Origin of the sequence: Paraglaciecola sp. MB-3u-78 (assembly GCF_002835935.1) — a bacterium.
In the GTDB taxonomy this organism is placed as follows: Bacteria; Pseudomonadota; Gammaproteobacteria; order Enterobacterales; family Alteromonadaceae; genus Paraglaciecola.
Genome location: NZ_PJCF01000086.1, coordinates 1 through 16,935 on the forward strand (window position 1 = coordinate 1; position 16,935 = coordinate 16,935).

A 16,935-nucleotide genomic window follows, 5' to 3' on the forward strand; every position below is an offset into this window, starting at 1 on the left:
TGCTGCTTTAAACAAGAAGTGAGCTTTTGCCTTACCCTGTCTGTCTTTGCCAATGGCAAAGAAATTCCAGCGGCTAAGAAGACCCACAGTTGTAAAGTAGCGCCGGTGTTTCCAATTATGATTCTTTTGTGGATGTCGACGATCTATCCATTTCATAAGCATCTGAAATATCTGACTGTCTACATACGAAAAAATTTTCTTGGAAACAGCATGACGAAAATAATTTGTCCAGCCCCGGATAATCGGGTTTAATTGCCGAATTAAATTTTCTGTCTTCGCCGTGGGGTGCGATTTTATGATCACCCTGACTTTATCCAACACACTTTTTACGCTTGATTTGTCGGGTTTGATTAACAGCTTGCCTTTGTATTTCCTGATGTTAAATCCAAGAAATTTAAAGCCGGTGTCGATGTGCGTGATGTGGGTCTTCTCCTGAGCTAGCGAGAGTCCACGTGCTTGCAAGAATGCTTCTACAGAAGGTTTCACCCGTTCTTCCAATATTTCGGGTGTTTCTGCCGTGACGATGAAATCATCTGCGTAACGTATAACATTTATCTTGGTGAGTCCTCTTGTTGCTTCTCTTGTCACTGCTTCCAAACCATCTAGTACCATATTCGCATATATTGGTGAGATGACCCCGCCTTGCGGCGTGCCGGAGCTGGTCGAGTGAAACAAGTCGTTCTCCATAAATCCACATTTTAGCCATTGGGCCAACATGTGCTTGTCTGTTTGAACATTCTCCATTAACCAATCATGACTTATGTTATCAAAACAGCCTTTTATATCCGCTTCCAATACCCATTGAGCCGAAACGTTCCTGCACAGTGTATTAAAGCACTGTGCAATGGCATCGGCTGCGCTTCTTTTGGGCCTAAACCCGTAAGAATTGGGATCGCCTAGGGTTTCAGCCACAGGGGACAAGGCCAGTGCATAAAGTGCTTGCATCGCTCTGTCTCTCATAGTCGGAATTCCTAACGGACGTTTTTTGCCATTTTTCTTTGGAATATAAATCCGCCTTAACGGTTGAGCTTTATATCCTTTTCGCATCAGACTTTTCGTCATCGCATATTTTATGGCTGGTGTTTTCCAGCATATGCCATCAATACCGGGCGTGTTCTTGCCCTTATTCTGAGTCACTTTCATCACTGCCAAATACTTGGCCGCAAATGAGTGGGCGAGTAACCATTGCAAAGCTTTCGCCTTGCTATAACGACCTGCCTTTATTGCCTTCGCAATACGCGTTTGCAGTCGAAAGACCTGTTGTTCCATGACGTGACTATTAATGTCATGCCATTGTTGACCTGCCGAGGAGGCACCAGCATAAACTTCAGCCGTCATTTGCGTTTCCTCATTATTTCGATTCTCCAAACTCTCTCACGATTTTAGACCAAATGGACGTCTGCTCACTTTCGTACCAGATAACGTTTAAACCCGTATCCACGCGATTACAGCATGGCATTCGCTTGTTCCATTCTCCCAATCTGCACTTCCATAGGCTCACTTTGCAGTAAACTGTCCCTTTCGGGGGTTGTAAAGGGTTACCACGTTCCGCCTTTGAAGTACGTCGGGTTAGGTGCCCGCTATCGACCGGTCAGGATTGTTGGCTATGCGTGTCCACCCAAAAATGACACGCCTCCCGACATTGCCTTTTGGCTCAGGTGTATCAACCATTTTCACTTGTTTGTCGTAACGGTCTTTATCACGGATTCAGCTAACTTCACCATACCAACTGTCTAGCACTCACCCGAACATGGTTATCAGGAGGGTGCTTGTCTCACGATTTGCACCCCGGTTATGAATTGCTAACCTTCGTTACGTTGTCTGGGCAGCTCTTTATTCATGCCCGTAGATTCACCTGATGGCACAGGTGGTTTGATCAACATCCTATGTTATAAGTCAAACAACTTCGCAGGCGACTTCGTGTCGCACTTTAACATCGACATTGAAACCTGTGAGCAATGCGGTGGTGCGGTTAAGGTTATAGCGAGCATCGAAGACCCATTGGTGATCCAAAAGATACTCAGTCATCTGAATACAAAAAATGACGAAGTCGTCGAATTACTGCCCCAACAAAGTAGATCGCCGCCTCAGATAAGTCTGTTTGAATAACAACAGTTCATCATCATAAACAAAACTGGTTTGCACAACAGCGGGAGGCGCTTGTCTTGAATTCTGAATTACGTGGAAACAGTTGATTAATAGACGAAAAATCGCCGACTTTCACTCCCTTAAGGATATAAAAGAGAGGTGAATATAGAAAATATAAGGCATCATGTATTTTGATTTTAGGAAAAATGACGTTTTATTTTACCTATACTCAATATGCGATTCAGCCAAGTCCAGATGGATTAGCTCAAGCGTTTATTATTGGTGAAAAATTCATTGATAGGGATTCTTGTTGCCTAGTTTTGGGAGACAATATTTTTTATGGACAATCCTTTAGTCAGACTTTAAAAAATTCAGCCAGTCGAACAAAAAGTGCAACAGTCTTTGGTTCTCAGGTAAAAGACCCTGAACGTTTTGGTGTCATTGATTTTGATAAGAATATGAGAGCGCTTTCGATTGAAGAAAAGCCAGCTAAGCCAAAATCTAACTATGCGGTCACCGGGTTATATTTCTATGATAATCGCGTCGTTGATTTTGCTAAAAGAGTAAAACCTTCTCACCGTGATGAATTAGAAATCACCAGCATTAATCAAATGTATCTTGATGATAATTGCTTGAATGTTGAATTGCTAGGACGCGGTTTTGCCTGGCTTGATACTGGAACTCATGAAAGCCTGCATGAAGCATCTTCTTTTGTGCAAACGATTGAAAATGTTCAAGGGTTAAAGGTTGCTTGCCTTGAAGAGATATCGTGGCGCAATGGTTGGTTAACGGATGAACAGGTTCTTGCACTTGCTAACCCTATGATGAAAAACGAATATGGGCAATACCTAAAACGTTTAATTAAAGAATCAAAAGCTAAGGCATAAAGATATGCGTGTATTAATAACTGGAAGCAAAGGACAGGTTGGTCATTGCCTAACGGAACAGTTAAGAAATCATACTGATGCGCAAGTCTTAGCGTTAGATTCAAAAGGCTTAGATATCACTGATCAATCTGCTGTTCAGGCGACAGTGAATAAGTTTAAACCAAGCATCATTATTAATGCAGCCGCATATACAGCGGTTGATCGCGCAGAAAACAAGGTTGAGCTTGCTTATGCTATTAATAGAGCTGGCGCAAAGTATTTAGCGGAAGCTGCGAAAAATGTAGATGCAGCCATATTACATATTTCAACTGATTACGTTTTTTCTGGAGATAAAATTGGTCTATATGAAGAGACTGATATAACTGATCCTCAAAGTGTTTACGGTAAAAGTAAATTAGCAGGAGAGCAAGCGGTAATAAAAGCCTGTGATAAACACATTATACTGAGAACAGCTTGGGTATTTGCTGAATTGGGTAATAACTTTGTCAAAACCATGCTTAGGCTTGGTAAAGAGCGTGATCAATTAAGTATTGTTGGGGATCAGGTTGGTGGTCCTACTTATGCGGGTGATATTGCAAGTGCATTAATCGGCATAGCAACAGGAATTGATAATAACGAATCGGTAAAATATGGCTTATATCATTTTTCTGGTTTTCCTCATGTCAGCTGGTTTGAGTTCGCACAAGAAATTTTCAAAAAGGCTAAAGAGCAAAACGTCTTGGATAACATTCCCGCATTAACTGCGATCACAACCGCTGAGTATCCTACACCTGCAAAACGGCCCGCAAATTCAACGTTAGCTACGAATAAAATAACCGATACCTTTGCTATTGAAGCAAGCGATTGGAAACTAGCCATCAGACATCTTGAGCCCTATACAAAATAATTAAATCAGAAGAGTGATAACGAATGAAAGTCATTGATACGAACATCCCCGATGTAAAAATCATTGAACCAGATGTGTTTGGTGATGAACGCGGTTTTTTTATGGAAACATGGTATCAGAAAGAGTTTGAAGAAAAGGTAACAAAAGGTCCTTGCCAGTTTGTGCAAGATAACCATTCAAAATCGAAGAAAGGTATCTTACGCGGTCTTCATTATCAAACTGAAAACATCCAAGGCAAACTTGTCAGGGTTATCTCTGGTGAAGTGTTTGATGTTGCCGTTGATATTCGTAAGGGATCAACTACGTTTGGTCAGTGGGTGGGAGAATATCTCTCTGCAGAAAATAAAAAACAAATGTGGGTGCCAGAAGGTTTTGCACACGGTTTTTATGTAACCAGCGATGAAGCTGAATTTGTGTATAAATGCACTGATTATTATAACCCCAAGGCGGAACTATCTATTGCGTGGAATGATCCCACGTTAGCCATTAATTGGCCAATAAATGAAAATGGAAATCCAAGTGTCTCAGAAAAAGACTCAAAAGCTTCCCCATTTACTAATAAGGTGAATTTATAAATGATTGCTTTAAATTCCCCGTTAAAACCAAATCTTAAAAAATTGCAGGTTTATCTTGAAAAGATAAATGATAATGGTTGGTACACAAATTTTGGCCCTATGCATAATGAACTGACATTAAGATTGGAAGATTATCTTGGCGTTAAAAATTTGTTATTGGTCAATAATGGCACCACGGCTTTACAAGTGGCTGGCAAGACATTAGGGACTGAATCAATATTGTCGACACCTTTCAGCTTTGTGGCAACGGTGTGTGCCTTTAAGTGGCAAAAAGATGAAGTCGCATTTGCCGACATTGACAGGCAAAGTTATAACTTATGCCCCGAGGCTGTAAAGGCTGCTTACCGGAAAGGTTGTAAAGCAGATACGATAGTGGCTACCCATGTGTATGGTAACCCTTGTGATGTTGGCGCATTTGATAATTTAAGTGAAGATAAAAATCTTAAGGTTATTTATGATGCAGCGCATGCCTTTGGGATCAAGATTGGCAATGAATCGGTACTTAACTATGGCGATGCGAGTACCTTAAGTTTTCATGCTACCAAAGTTTTTCATACGCTTGAAGGCGGTGGAATTGTTTTTAAAGAGAAAGCCAACTTTGAAAAAGCCAAAGACATTATTAATTTCGGTATTCACGCCGGACAAGGTGTTGCCAATGTTGGTTTAAATGCAAAATTAAATGAATACCAAGCTGCGGTAGGCTTAGTCAATTTAGATGAAATGGATAATGTATTAGAGCATCGAGCCGCTTTATTTCATGCCTATCGAGAAGGCTTAAAGGATGTTGTTGAGCTCCCTACTTGGCATCCTGAAGCGAATCAAAATGGCGCATATATGCCTATTAAACTTGAAAATCCGGATCAGTTGGAAAAAGTTATCTGCGCTCTAAATAAAGAAAACATCCAAAATAGGCATTTCTTTTCTCCATCACTAGATCAAATATTTGTTGATAATTTTAATTACGGTACTCCGAACAGTTATCAAGTATCCGAGGGGGTTTTATGTTTGCCTATGCATGCGCATTTGACACTTGAGCAAGTAAGTGCAGTGATTAACAAAGTTAAAAGTAATGTATAACGATCATAAAACGGATGTGAATCATATTTATTCTTTTAAGAAAAATCTTAAAATGACAGAGACAGAAATATACAATTATCTGCAGTTAAGTAATTCTGATTTTGAACCCAGATTGACAAATAGAGTAACTCTAAGAGAATACGCAAAAAAACTTCAGGAGTATGCGGTATTTTCTGGTTATTTCTATAAAGAGCAACTGATTTCATTGGTAGCAGTTTATGCGAATACCAATATTGTATTTGTACCGTATATACATGTGAAGAAAAATCATAGGGGAAAAAAACTTGCAGACAAACACTTAGATGAATTGATTTGTGAAATGAAGTTGGAAAAAAAAATATCAATTAAACTGACTGTGAGAGAAGATTCTGCAGCCCATAAATTGTACCTTAAGCATGGTTTTTACACGATAAGGCATTTTAATTATGAAGGAACAGATATTTTAGGTTTGGAACTCGAGTTGATTTTATGATGTCGAATAAAATTGAAACTCCATTAGATTATGATAATACTCTTAGTTGTTTTTTAGTTGTTTTTTAGGTGTTAATTTATTTGTTAAGAGGGATGACCTATATCCAATTTCTGGTGGTGGTAACAAAGGTCGAAAAGCCGAATATATAATATCTCACGCCAAAAAAATTAATAGCACTGCTGTTGCCCAAGCAGCCAAAAGGTGTTCCCCATAAGTTTGACGTGGATAAACAAGCAGCGTTTATTGAGTATTATGAAGAGTTAAAAGACAACCTCAGCGAGAATGAGCCCTTGTTATTCATGGATGCAGTGCATCCTACTCAGGCGACCAAAATAACATCAGGATGGATAAAAAAAGGTGTTGATAAATCTATTGAGTCTATTGAAAAAATTAAGGAAGAATTAAAGTGAATATACTACTTACATCAGTTGGTCGTCGTTCGTACCTGGTAGATTACTTTCTGGAAGCTGTACTCGATACAGATCAGATTCATTGCTGCAATAGTGAATATACAACTTCAGTGGCGAGAGGGGATGGCTACTTTTTGTCCCCTCTTATTTATTCTCCTGACTATGTTGATTCAATCATTCGTTACTGTAAAGAAAGAGATATAACTGCTGTATTATCTTTATTTGATATAGATCTATTAGTTCTTTCGAAAAATGAGCAGAAGTTTAAGAATAATGGGATTGAGCTTATTTTAGCTCCATATGAATCTGTTTACTTATGTAATGATAAATGGAAAACTTTTGAGTTTCTAAAAGAAGTTGGTTTGAAAACCCCCAGAACTTATTTATCTGTGGGTGATGCATTACAAGCCATCGAATCGAGTGAATTGGAATATCCTTTAGTTATTAAACCTAGGTGGGGTATGGCTTCAATGGGGCTATATTTTGCAGATAACGAAAATGAATTGAAGGTTCTCTTTGAAAAATCTAAAAAAGACGTTTTCAGCTCATATCTTAAGTATGAGTCAGAGCTAACAAAAGAGAGTTCTATCATAATTCAAGAAAAGCTAATTGGCGCAGAGTACGGTGTCGATGTGGTTAATACTCTCGACTCTGAATACTTTGAGACTTTGGCTAAGCAAAAAGTCACGATGAGAGCGGGTGAGTAACCGTGTTTATGGAAGCAGATTTATGAAAGGCATGAATTTATCTAAGCTCTCTACTGATTACCCAGTTGAAATATTTGTACAAGATGACTCCTATTATCCATCTTATGGAGGGGGATCCAAAGCTAGGAAAATTGCTCCCTTCTTAAAAGAGGCACAGCTTAACACTTGTGATTCAATTGTTACGGCGGGAGCTGCTAATAGTAATCACGCTAAAGTTGTTGCACTTGCTTGTGCTGAGCGCGGATGGAAGTGCACTATCGTAGTTCATGACAAGGAGGATTATTCAAAAGGTAATTTACTGCTAATGAAATTGGTCGGTGCGAAGCTTGTATTTACAGCGCTTGCTGAAGTCGGTTCAGTCATGGACTCAGAGATGGAAAGTTTTCGTTGCTCTGGTAATAACCCTTACTATATTTATGGAGGGGGTCATGGTCTTCCAGGATATCTTGCATTTTATAATGCAGCTAAAGACTTTATGGCTTCTAATCCAGGATTTCACCCAGATTATGTCGTTCATGCTTCTGGTACAGGAGGCACTCAGGCTGGGTTGACTGTGGGTTTTAATGAGTTTTCACCAAAAACCAAAGTGATTGGGATATCAATTGCGCGTAATGAACAGCGTGGCTATGACATTGTCCGTCAGAGTTGCGAGAAGCTGAGTTTCCACTTAGGTATTGAAGCAGTTAGCTCAGGAAAAATATCTTTTAAAGATGACTGGGTAGGTGAAGGATACGGTGCTACGTATCCTGAATTAATGCAAACAATCAAAGCCTTTGCTACTAATTGCGGCCTAGTTACAGACCCAATCTATACAGGTAAAGCACTGCATGGCTTAAAGAGAATGATTGAAAACGGTGACATACCAGCCGGCAGCAATGTACTTTTTTGGCACACAGGGGGGTTGTTAAACTTCCTTGAGCATTCGAAGGAATTTATAGAATGAATATACTACTCACAAGTGTAGGTCGAAGAAGTTATCTAGTAAATTACTTCAAACAGGCAGCTCAGCCGGACGGTAGAGTCTTTGCTGCTAATAGCGACGCACTTACCAGCGGTATGATTGCAGCCGATAAAGCATATGCAGTCCCACGCGTGGATTCAGCAGAGTATATTCCTGCAATTTTGGAAATTTGTCAGTCTGAAGATATCGGCCTTGTAGTTTCTTTGTTTGATATCGACCTGCCTTATCTTGCTAATGCCCGTCAGCAGTTCATTGAAAAAGGAATTGAGTTGGTTGTGAGTGAACCTTGGGTTATTGATGTTGCTAATGACAAATGGGCAACTTGGGAATATCTAAATGGTCATGGCATACCAACACCTCGCACATTTCTTGTTGTCGAAACTGTATTATCTGAAATAGAGGTTGGATCAATTGATTTTCCATTAATCATAAAGCCTCGCTGGGGTATGGGCTCGATGTCCATATTTCGCGCTGATGACAAAGATGAACTGGCTTTTTTTCATAACTATGCCAAGAGACAGATTGAAAAAAGCTATTTAAATATTTTAAGTCGTGAAAATATTAATAATTCAGTCGTCATTCAAAAGTTTATTGAAGGCAACGAATTTGGTCTGGATGTTTTTAACGACCTGCAAGGAAATCATTTGCAGACTATTGCTAAGCAAAAAATTGCAATGCGCTCTGGTGAAACAGATTCGGCTAAAACTGTTGATGATTCAAGACTCGTAGGATTAGGAGAGAAGCTTTCAGGTCTTTTCAAACACAGAGGCAATATTGATGTTGACGTGTTGGAAAATAAAGCGGGTGATTTGTTTGTACTAGAAATTAACGCGCGGTTTGGTGGAGGATATCCATTCAGTCACCTTGCTGGGGCAGATTATCCTGCTGCATTAATTGCAATGGCTGAAGGGAAGGCGGTTGAGATTAATGCAGTCGTAACTGGATGTGTAGGTCTCAAGGATATCACTCTAACAAAAGCATCGGCATAATGTCTCTGACTGCTAAAACGACGACTGGTATTCTCTGGAACTTTGGCCAGCAATTGGCCACTCGTGGTGTTGGCGTACTTATTACGTTATTACTTGCCCGGTTTTTGGTACCTGAAGATTTCGGACTAGTCGCTATGATGGCTGTCTTTCTGGCGTTAGGTAGCTCATTGATGGAATCTGGGTTTCGAGAAGCATTGATCCGTCTAGAAAATGTTACTCAGCAAGACTATGACACCGCATTCTATGCAAATTTGTTGCTGGGCCTGTTTTCTTACGGTGTACTTTTTTTATCCGCCCCTGCTATCGCATATTTCTATGAAGAGCCCAAGTTGATAGAATTGATTAGGGTAGCATCCCTAACCATTATAATTATGTCTTTTCAGGTCGTTCAGGTTGCAAGCTTAAGCCGGAAACTCAATTTTAAGGCTCAGCTCAAGGCGAGTTTACCAGCAAGTATGATTTCTGGAACTACCTCGGTGTACCTTGCATATATTGACTATGGAGTATGGGCGATTGTCAGTCAGACTTTGTTGAATGCGTTTATTCAAACCGCACTTCTGTGGAAAGTTGAAAGCTGGCGTCCGACTCTTGAGTTTAGCTGGTCTTCCGTTAAAGCGATGTATAATTTTGGTTACAAACTATTTTTTTCTGGTGTGTTAGATATAGTTTTCCAAAACCTCTATGTAATTGTAATTGCCAAGGTTTTCTCAACATATGTTGCCGGGCTATATTTCTTTGCAAATACTATGAAAGAATTAATTGTACAGCAGTTGGTACGATCTATTCAGGCAGTAACCTATCCTGCATTAGCTTCTGTACAGCATGATAATGTTCGCCTAAAACAGGGATATAAAAAGATAGTTATATTAATGACAATGATCTTGTTCTCTGGGGTTTTGTTCACTGCAGCTCTTGCAGAGCCAGTTTTTCAGATACTGCTGCCAGATAAATGGTCCCCGGCAATTCCGTTTTTTCAGTTATTGTGTATAGCTTCATTGATGATGCCTTTGCATTCAATTAGTCTAAATATATTGAAAGTCAAAGGCCGCTCTGATCTTTTTCTCTATCTGGAAGTAATTAAAAAAACAATTAACGGCTTAGTTCTTCTCGCTACATTTCGCTATGGTGTCTATGAGATATTGACTGGCCAAATAATTACTTCCTTTATTAACTTTATTCCGAATAGTTATTTTTCGAGTAAACTTTTAGGGTATGGCATAAAGGAACAAATTCGCGATTTCCTCCCGATTTTAGTTATTACTGCAGTAGTGGCTAGCATGGGATGGAATGCATTTGCACTATTTTCTAGCAGTATGTTTGCTGGTGCCATTTTCTCTTCGATCTTAATGGTTGTAGTTTATGTAATTAGTGTTTTTGTATTCCAGCGTGAAGCATTCGATTTATCGCTTTCTTTCTTAAAGCAGTTTTCAAATAGGAAAAAGGTTGTTTAATGGTTACATCTAAACCTAAGCTACTACATATAATTAGTGATGAAAAATTTCCTGATGCTGCTTATCGCCAGTTCGAGGTGGCCGCCCCTGGGTCAAGTACCTATTTGTTACCTGATACGAAAAATGAAATTAAATATTTGAAAGAGATAAATCCATTAAGAGTGTCTAAGTATTCATTTCTTAGTAAGAAATTTATTAAGTCCTTGGACCAGTATGATGCTGTTATATTGCATTCGATGAGTGATTTTGCTCTAGAGATAATAGGGCGGTCAAATTTAGATGTGCTATTTGTGTGGATTGGGATGGGATCTGATTACTGTGATTTTATATATGGCGACGTTTCGGAAATATTGGAGCCGAAAACGACAGCTATTGTTAAAGAATATATGCCTAACACAACTAACCAAAAAATCAAGAGGGCCTTAAAGAAACTAGTTTACCCTCATTCCATGAAAAAAAGAGAGCTTATTGAGCGTATTGCAATATTCTCTCCTGTTCTTCATTCAGAATACAAAGTTATTAAGCAGTCTTTAAAAGTCTTTCCGGCAGAATATGTGAAATGGAACTATGGGACGCAAACTGATCTCTTTGATAGTGACGCAGAAGCTGGGTGGGCAAAAGGAAATAATATTATTGTTGGTAATAGTGCTAGCCCAAACAATAATCATATTGAGATATTTCATATAATTAATAAGATCGGTCTTCCGCTGGATACTAAAATAATTGTACCTCTTAGTTATGGGGTACCTGATTACCGAGAACGTATTATTCAGGAAGGTAATGCAATTTTTGGTGACAATTTTCAACCAATTACTGAGTTTCTTAATTTGAAAGAGTATGTTGCCCTACTAGCAAAATGCCCAGTAATGATAATGAATCACAAGCGTCAGCAAGGCGCGGGTAATATCGGTATCGCGTTATTCCTTGGAACCAAAATATTTATGAACCCTGAAAGTTTGCTATTAAGTGAATATTTAGCCCAAAAGCTTGCAGTGTTTAAAATAGATGATCTGAAAGGAGAGCTTGAATCTGGTATTAAAGGGCTGAGCCAAGAGGCTGCAACATTCAACCGTGAATACCTCAAGCGAGAGAAAGGATTTGATACGCATGTTGAACAAACTCAAGCGTTTATAAAACGGATAGTAGAGTTGAGGTGTTCTCGAATAAAACCTTTTTAAAGACATATATGGACGCTCCCGTGATGTCAACTTACTACTTGCCCCTTCGCGCTGATTTTTAGCATGAATGATTCTTTTAATCGTGTATTACCGCTAGTCCGTTGTGTTGAAGGCAGTCTAAAAGTGGTTAGTTCTGACATATATTCAGGCTCTTTATTAGCGTTGGTTTTATCAACACTGGCCTCTGATGAACTCCGAACCTTATCGCCTTTAAAACACCCATTCGGATTATTATCCGTGTCCTGGTCTGGCTTTGATGAGGTAGGATAGACCGTTTTCTTCATCATTTTATGACTAGCGGGGTGGGTAAACTAGGTGTTATCCCGTGTCTTGCCTTCCACAACACCCAAACAGGCTTAAAGCCTTTGTCTTGATCGGAATTGAGCTAAACAGGGATAACGTAAAGGGTTTCATATTAAGCACTGACCTCTAAAGAAGCCGGCATTGCGCGATAGTGCTCTTGACGTGTGAGCAATACCCATATCAGCCGGGCAAGGCGGTGGGCCATCGCGACTGCTACTTTATTAAATGGTTTTGTGACGCGAAGTTTCATGGCCCATAGGGCTAACGGGTCGCTACTTTTAGGTGCACGACTGACCAGGGCTCTGGCACCGTGTATCAGTTGCTTACGCAAGTAGCGGTCGCCTCGCTTGGTGATACCGCCCATTTTACTGATGTTGCCTGAGGCGTGTTGCTTGGGCGTGAGCCCTAACCACACCGCAAATTCTTTGGAGCTACTAAACGCCTGGCCTTTGTCAATAGAGGCTAAAAACGCTGAGGCATTAATGACGCCTATGCCGGGAATACTGAGCAATATCCTACCGCTTTCACAGCCGTCGACAAATTCGGTTAACTGTTTTTCAATACGCTTCAAGCGGTTAATTGTGGTTTTATATTCACTCAACATATCAATCACCATATCTTGTAATCGGTGGCTGTATTGAGGGTTATCAATGATACTGGTTAAGCCATGTAAGAATGCTGCGTGGCCACAAGGAAAGTAAGCGGCTAATCAACCCACGTATCAAACAGTCGTAATACTGCGCTTATAGTTCCACGGCAATAACGCTTCAAAATCTTCCACCGTTTCCGCATAGGGTATCGCTTTGAATATAGTATTGAGATATGCGTATGGCTCAATGCCATGTAACCGAGCGGTTTCAATCAAGCTGTAATGTGCGGCACTGGCGTTTGCGCCAGCAGGTGTGTCGGCGAATAACCATGCACGCCTCCCAACGGCAAAAGGGCGAATGGCGTTTTCAGCCATAATGTTACTGATGCGAAGCTGCCCATCTGTGCAATACACAGTGAGTTTATCCCACTGATTATGCAAGTAGGTCATGGCCTTGCCAGTTAAACTGTCGGTGGCCACGCGCGGTTTGTTTGCCGTGAGCCATGCCTGCAGTGTGTTTAATATCGGCATGCTCTTAGCTTGGCGAACGGCCAGTCTTTTCTCATTGCTAGCATGTTTGATGGTGCGCTCAATCCCATAGAGCTTGTTAATCAGGCTCAAGGCCATGTCGGCTTTGCTGGCTTTTATTTTTTTCCCTTTAGGTTGTGATTGCTGTGCCTCGATGAATTTGCGGCGAGCGTGATCCATACAGCCTAATTGAATGAGCTGGTTTTTGCGGCACACTTCGTTGTAACCTGCATAACCGTCGGTTTGCAGGTAGCCATGAGTAAATCCATGTAGCAAGCGCATAGGCACATGGCGAGCACGCGATGGGTCATAGTCAAACAGCACGCTTTGTTGGTCGGCTTTACCGCCGAGTGTCACCCACATAAATTTATCGCCCGTGGGCGCAAGCCCTGGCTCTTTTAATACCTGAATGCGGGTTTCATCCGCCATAATGAGTGAGCCGGCATGCTGAGTCTCCCTTAATAAGTTAATTAAGGGTTGGATTTGTTTGCCTAGCGCAATGACATAGTTGGCGAGTGTTGTTCTTGATATGCTGCCCCCGTATCGTTCGATAATCCCCTCTAATCGATAAAGCGGCATGCCATCGGCGTATTTAGCAATAATGATGTAGGTCATTAAGTTGATACTGCCCATGGCTTTGGGTACAGGGTGTTTAATGACCTCAGCCGCTTTCATGGTGGTTGTGCCTTGTTCGTCTTTAAACACCGCCTTTTCCTGCATGTACTCTAGTACCTGTACTTTGGCAGGGATAATATCTAGCTCTTCTCTGACTTTCACAAAGAAGGTATTGATTGCGCCTTCTTTTTCAGTATCTGACAAATACGCAAACACTTGGGTGCGTGGTAGGTTTTTAGCAAAGGGTTTGCGACCGGTTTTGGCTTTAGGCTCGCTTGTGGTCGGTAACTCAGGCTCAGTTTGTTCTGGCTCACTGGTCGCTTCGGCTTCGTTGAACAAGTTACCTTGCTCTGGCGGGGTTTGTTCAGAGCTGCTGCCAAAGCGTTTGCTATTAGATAAGCGTAAATACTCTTCGAGTAACTCAACGCGCTTTTTAAGTGAATCGATGACATCAGACTTCTTTTCGATGATGTCACTTTGCTCTGCAATCAGTGTTTCTTTTTCCCCAATCACCCCGTCTTTTTCAGACAGCATAGCTTGCAACCTTGACATGGTATCGGTGTCGCTAAAAGCCTTGTTTTTATGGGTGTTGGGCGGTAATTTCATGCCCGATATTATACTAAACTTGAGGCTAAAAAGCCCTAAAAAACACTGTCGAAATGCAACTTTTTATGGCCCTTCATGGCACTAATATCAAGACCATCAAGTAGCCAGTTTATTTGCTGGCCGTTGAGTGTTATCACCTCCTTTTCACACCTCGGCCAAATGAATCTATCTTCCTCTAGGCTTTTGTAATACAGCACGAAACCATTGTTTTCCCAGAACAGACATTTGATTTTAGTGCGCCGTTTATTGGTGAACACATACAAGTGACCCGAAAAAGGGTTGTGACCCAACTCACATTCGACAATGGCGCTAATGCCTCGAAATGACTTACGGAAGTCAATTGCCTGCGGATATAGATAAATATGCGTAAGCGACATGCACGGGCGCATCGCACTTGTCATGACAATGCCGCCGTTAGCTGTTTCACCACATCGATATTATTGGGCGCAATACCCGATAACGACAGGCCATTGGCGAAGTGCAGCGTTAATAATTCTGGCTTGGGTAAATACTCTGGAATAGGCAATGCAATGAAACCCGTTTTGACCGGTGCTGTTTCTTGCGTTTCTAATCTACGCTTATGGTGACTTAGTCGCTGCGGGTTTAGTTGATGCTTTTTACAATACTGCGTTTGTGTTAATGCTGAATCCTTCCATTGGCTTACGTGTTGCTGCCAAAAGATGATGGGTTGTTTTGACATGTCATTTCCTCACTTGATTTCAGTGACGAAATTATGCACCAGCGGTAATGGTAAAATAAGACCGTGGGTTTATTTGGCGCTTACCAAGGAAATACCACCCCAAACTCACTTAATAGCCCTCTGGATTGATTACTCAACGCGACTTTGTTTTTACCAAGCCGTTCACGAATACGGTGTAAACAGCAGATTTCTTGCTGGTGCTCGGTTTTAATCGGCACAAAACGGATAAATGGACGTTGACTGGCTTCTGCTATTGCAAACGCATCATTGTGGTCATTCTTGTTGCCCCGTACAAAAGGCGTAACGTGTTGAGCAGGGATAAGCTTTACATCATGGCCTAATTTAGCCATTTCGCGGCCCCAGTAATGGGATGAATAACAGGCCTCCATCACCACCATCGTAAGCGCTTGCTGACGGATAAAGTCAAGCAACTGATCACGCTTTAAGCGCGTATTAAACTGCGGTTTCATACGCTCATTCACGCCACAAGCCTGAAATACAGTCTTTGCTAAATCGATAGTAATTGTTCTAAGCTTCATCTTGGATGTTCCCTATGTAAATAGTCTGGTTGAAACTACTATTTTGGCGCATTGACGCCGTAATAGGGAGCGTCCATCTCATCATCCAACTTAATTTCGAATAAATTGCACACTGGGTGTATTATTAATTTCCATTCGTAATTTAAGCCCTTATCGCCAAACTTCAGCTGCAAGGTTAGAAGACAAGAGCAAAAGAATTTGCACCACAGAGTTCAAAGAGGCTTCGCTGCACAGAGGAACTGATAATAAGCATTGAGTTTCTTTTCCTCTGCGCGCGGCACCCGGCGACCTCTTTTTCCTCGGTGGTAATTAAATGTCTTTTGTCTTTTAAGCCCTAAAAACGGTTTAATCCATCCAACAACAGATACAAATTCTAGACACAATAAACCGACATATTGTCGGTTTATTGTTATTTGCAAAGTGGTACCAGTGGGTTAAGACGAGGCTTTCTGGAGCATTGCTCCAGTCGTCTTAACAACGAGACAGGGAAGTCGAGTTTGGGTGCGGATCATCAGGGAAGTGTTATTGACCTGCCCAAAAGGTTTCAAAGTGCTCAAACCCCAGACACAAAAAAACCGACATAAGTCGGTTTATTGTTGTTTGCAAAGTGGTACCAGTGGGTTAAGACGAGGCTTTCTGGAGCATTGCTCCAGTCGTCTTAACAACGAGACAGGGAAGTCGAGTTTGGGTGCGGATCATCAGGGAAGTGTTATTGACCTGCCCAAAAGGTTTCAAAGTGCTCAAACCCCAGACACAAAAAAACCGACATAAGTCGGTTTATTGTTGTTTGCAAAGTGGTACCAGTGGGTTAAGACGAGGCTTTCTGGAGCATTGCTCCAGTCGTCTTAACAACGAGACAGGGAAGTCGAGTTTGGGTGCGGATCATCAGGGAAGTGTTATTGGCCTGCCCAAAAGGTTTCAAAGTGCTCAAACCCCAGACACAATAAACCGACATATTGTCAGTTTATTGCTATTTGCAAAGTGGTACCAGTGGGTTAAGACGAGACTTTCTGGAGCATTGCTCCAGTCGTCTTAACAACGAGACAGGGAAGTCGAGTTTGGGTGCGGATCATCAGGGAAGTGTTATTGACCTGCCCAAAAGGTTTCAAAGTGCTCAAACCCCAGACACAAAAAAACCGACATAAGTCGGTTTATTGTTATTTGCAAATAATGGTACCAGTGGGCGGACTCGAACCGCCACTCCCGAAGAAACCAGATTTTGAAAAGAACGTGGCTATAAATATCCATATACATCAATAGGATAAAACAACAAAAAGACACTTTGCAAATTCTTTGCATGAAGCCAGTCACCAATAGTTAATATTAGCAGTCATTACCATGGCCAAATCTACGTACAGTTTCTAAAACGATAGC

The 16,935-nt window shown here is 41.1% G+C and carries 16 protein-coding genes and 2 pseudogenes; 12 read left to right on the forward strand and 6 right to left on the reverse strand.

Annotated features, from left to right (window positions below; genetic code table 11):
- Nucleotides 1–1,338, reverse strand: a 1,338-nt coding sequence (gene ltrA / locus CXF95_RS26420) for a group II intron reverse transcriptase/maturase (protein ID WP_101201415.1), incomplete at its 3' end; no start/stop codon positions are given.
- 501 nt (nt 1,339–1,839) lie between these two features.
- Here ltrA and CXF95_RS30130 point away from each other — a divergent pair.
- From CXF95_RS30130 to CXF95_RS26485, 12 genes and pseudogenes are all read left to right on the forward strand, one after another.
- On the forward strand, nt 1,840–2,109 hold the full coding sequence (locus CXF95_RS30130) for a hypothetical protein (protein ID WP_198556744.1): 270 nt from the start codon (nt 1,840–1,842) through the stop codon (nt 2,107–2,109).
- Between the two features lie 185 nt (nt 2,110–2,294).
- Nucleotides 2,295–2,975 (forward strand): sugar phosphate nucleotidyltransferase, encoded by a 681-nt coding sequence (locus CXF95_RS26435; RefSeq protein WP_232788082.1) that lies wholly within the window; start codon nt 2,295–2,297, stop codon nt 2,973–2,975.
- 4 nt (nt 2,976–2,979) lie between these two features.
- Nucleotides 2,980–3,861 (forward strand): dTDP-4-dehydrorhamnose reductase, encoded by an 882-nt coding sequence (rfbD, locus tag CXF95_RS26440; RefSeq protein ID WP_101201416.1) that lies wholly within the window; start codon nt 2,980–2,982, stop codon nt 3,859–3,861.
- A 23-nt stretch (nt 3,862–3,884) separates the two neighbouring features.
- Complete coding sequence (gene rfbC, locus CXF95_RS26445) at nt 3,885–4,436, forward strand: dTDP-4-dehydrorhamnose 3,5-epimerase (protein WP_101201417.1); 552 nt, start codon at nt 3,885–3,887, stop codon at nt 4,434–4,436.
- Nucleotides 4,437–5,513, forward strand: coding sequence for a DegT/DnrJ/EryC1/StrS family aminotransferase (locus CXF95_RS26450; protein ID WP_101201418.1), 1,077 nt, complete (start codon nt 4,437–4,439; stop codon nt 5,511–5,513).
- Between the two features lie 52 nt (nt 5,514–5,565).
- Nucleotides 5,566–5,985 (forward strand): GNAT family N-acetyltransferase, encoded by a 420-nt coding sequence (locus CXF95_RS26455; RefSeq protein WP_157828270.1) that lies wholly within the window; start codon nt 5,566–5,568, stop codon nt 5,983–5,985.
- Between the two features lie 188 nt (nt 5,986–6,173).
- Nucleotides 6,174–6,365, forward strand: a pseudogene (locus CXF95_RS26460) (IS630 family transposase); the annotation flags it as partial.
- 26 nt (nt 6,366–6,391) lie between these two features.
- On the forward strand, nt 6,392–7,102 hold the full coding sequence (locus CXF95_RS26465) for an ATP-grasp domain-containing protein (RefSeq protein WP_157828271.1): 711 nt from the start codon (nt 6,392–6,394) through the stop codon (nt 7,100–7,102).
- Between the two features lie 22 nt (nt 7,103–7,124).
- Nucleotides 7,125–8,045, forward strand: a complete 921-nt coding sequence (locus CXF95_RS26470) for a 1-aminocyclopropane-1-carboxylate deaminase/D-cysteine desulfhydrase (RefSeq protein ID WP_101201421.1) — start codon at nt 7,125–7,127, stop codon at nt 8,043–8,045.
- Complete coding sequence (locus CXF95_RS26475; RefSeq protein ID WP_101201422.1) at nt 8,042–9,052, forward strand: ATP-grasp domain-containing protein; 1,011 nt, start codon at nt 8,042–8,044, stop codon at nt 9,050–9,052. The genes CXF95_RS26470 and CXF95_RS26475 overlap by 4 nt, the downstream gene beginning before the upstream one ends.
- Nucleotides 9,052–10,503, forward strand: a complete 1,452-nt coding sequence (locus CXF95_RS26480; RefSeq protein WP_101201423.1) for a lipopolysaccharide biosynthesis protein — start codon at nt 9,052–9,054, stop codon at nt 10,501–10,503. The genes CXF95_RS26475 and CXF95_RS26480 overlap by 1 nt, the downstream gene beginning before the upstream one ends.
- Nucleotides 10,503–11,681: a TDP-N-acetylfucosamine:lipid II N-acetylfucosaminyltransferase gene (locus tag CXF95_RS26485; RefSeq protein WP_101201424.1), complete on the forward strand. Its 1,179-nt coding sequence runs from the start codon at nt 10,503–10,505 to the stop codon at nt 11,679–11,681. The genes CXF95_RS26480 and CXF95_RS26485 overlap by 1 nt, the downstream gene beginning before the upstream one ends.
- 415 nt (nt 11,682–12,096) lie before the next feature.
- On the opposite strand, the gene CXF95_RS26495 is transcribed toward CXF95_RS26485, so the two are convergent.
- The 5 genes and pseudogenes from CXF95_RS26495 to CXF95_RS26515 all read right to left on the reverse strand — a co-directional run.
- Complete coding sequence (locus tag CXF95_RS26495) at nt 12,097–12,639, reverse strand: IS110 family transposase (RefSeq protein ID WP_369809353.1); 543 nt, start codon at nt 12,637–12,639, stop codon at nt 12,097–12,099.
- Nucleotides 12,640–12,705: 66 nt separating this feature from the next.
- Nucleotides 12,706–14,322 carry an IS66 family transposase gene (locus tag CXF95_RS26500; RefSeq protein ID WP_101197785.1) on the reverse strand — a complete coding sequence of 539 codons (1,617 nt, stop codon included), beginning with the start codon at nt 14,320–14,322 and terminating at the stop codon, nt 12,706–12,708.
- A 35-nt stretch (nt 14,323–14,357) separates the two neighbouring features.
- Entirely contained in the window at nt 14,358–14,723 is a 366-nt protein-coding gene (gene tnpB, locus CXF95_RS26505; protein ID WP_101197784.1) for an IS66 family insertion sequence element accessory protein TnpB, read from the reverse strand.
- Nucleotides 14,720–15,022: a hypothetical protein gene (locus CXF95_RS26510; RefSeq protein ID WP_101197783.1), complete on the reverse strand. Its 303-nt coding sequence runs from the start codon at nt 15,020–15,022 to the stop codon at nt 14,720–14,722. Before CXF95_RS26510 ends, tnpB begins: the two co-directional genes overlap by 4 nt.
- 89 nt (nt 15,023–15,111) lie before the next feature.
- Nucleotides 15,112–15,561: pseudogene (locus CXF95_RS26515) on the reverse strand (IS110 family transposase); the annotation flags it as partial.
- Between the last annotated feature and the right edge of the window lie 1,374 nt (nt 15,562–16,935).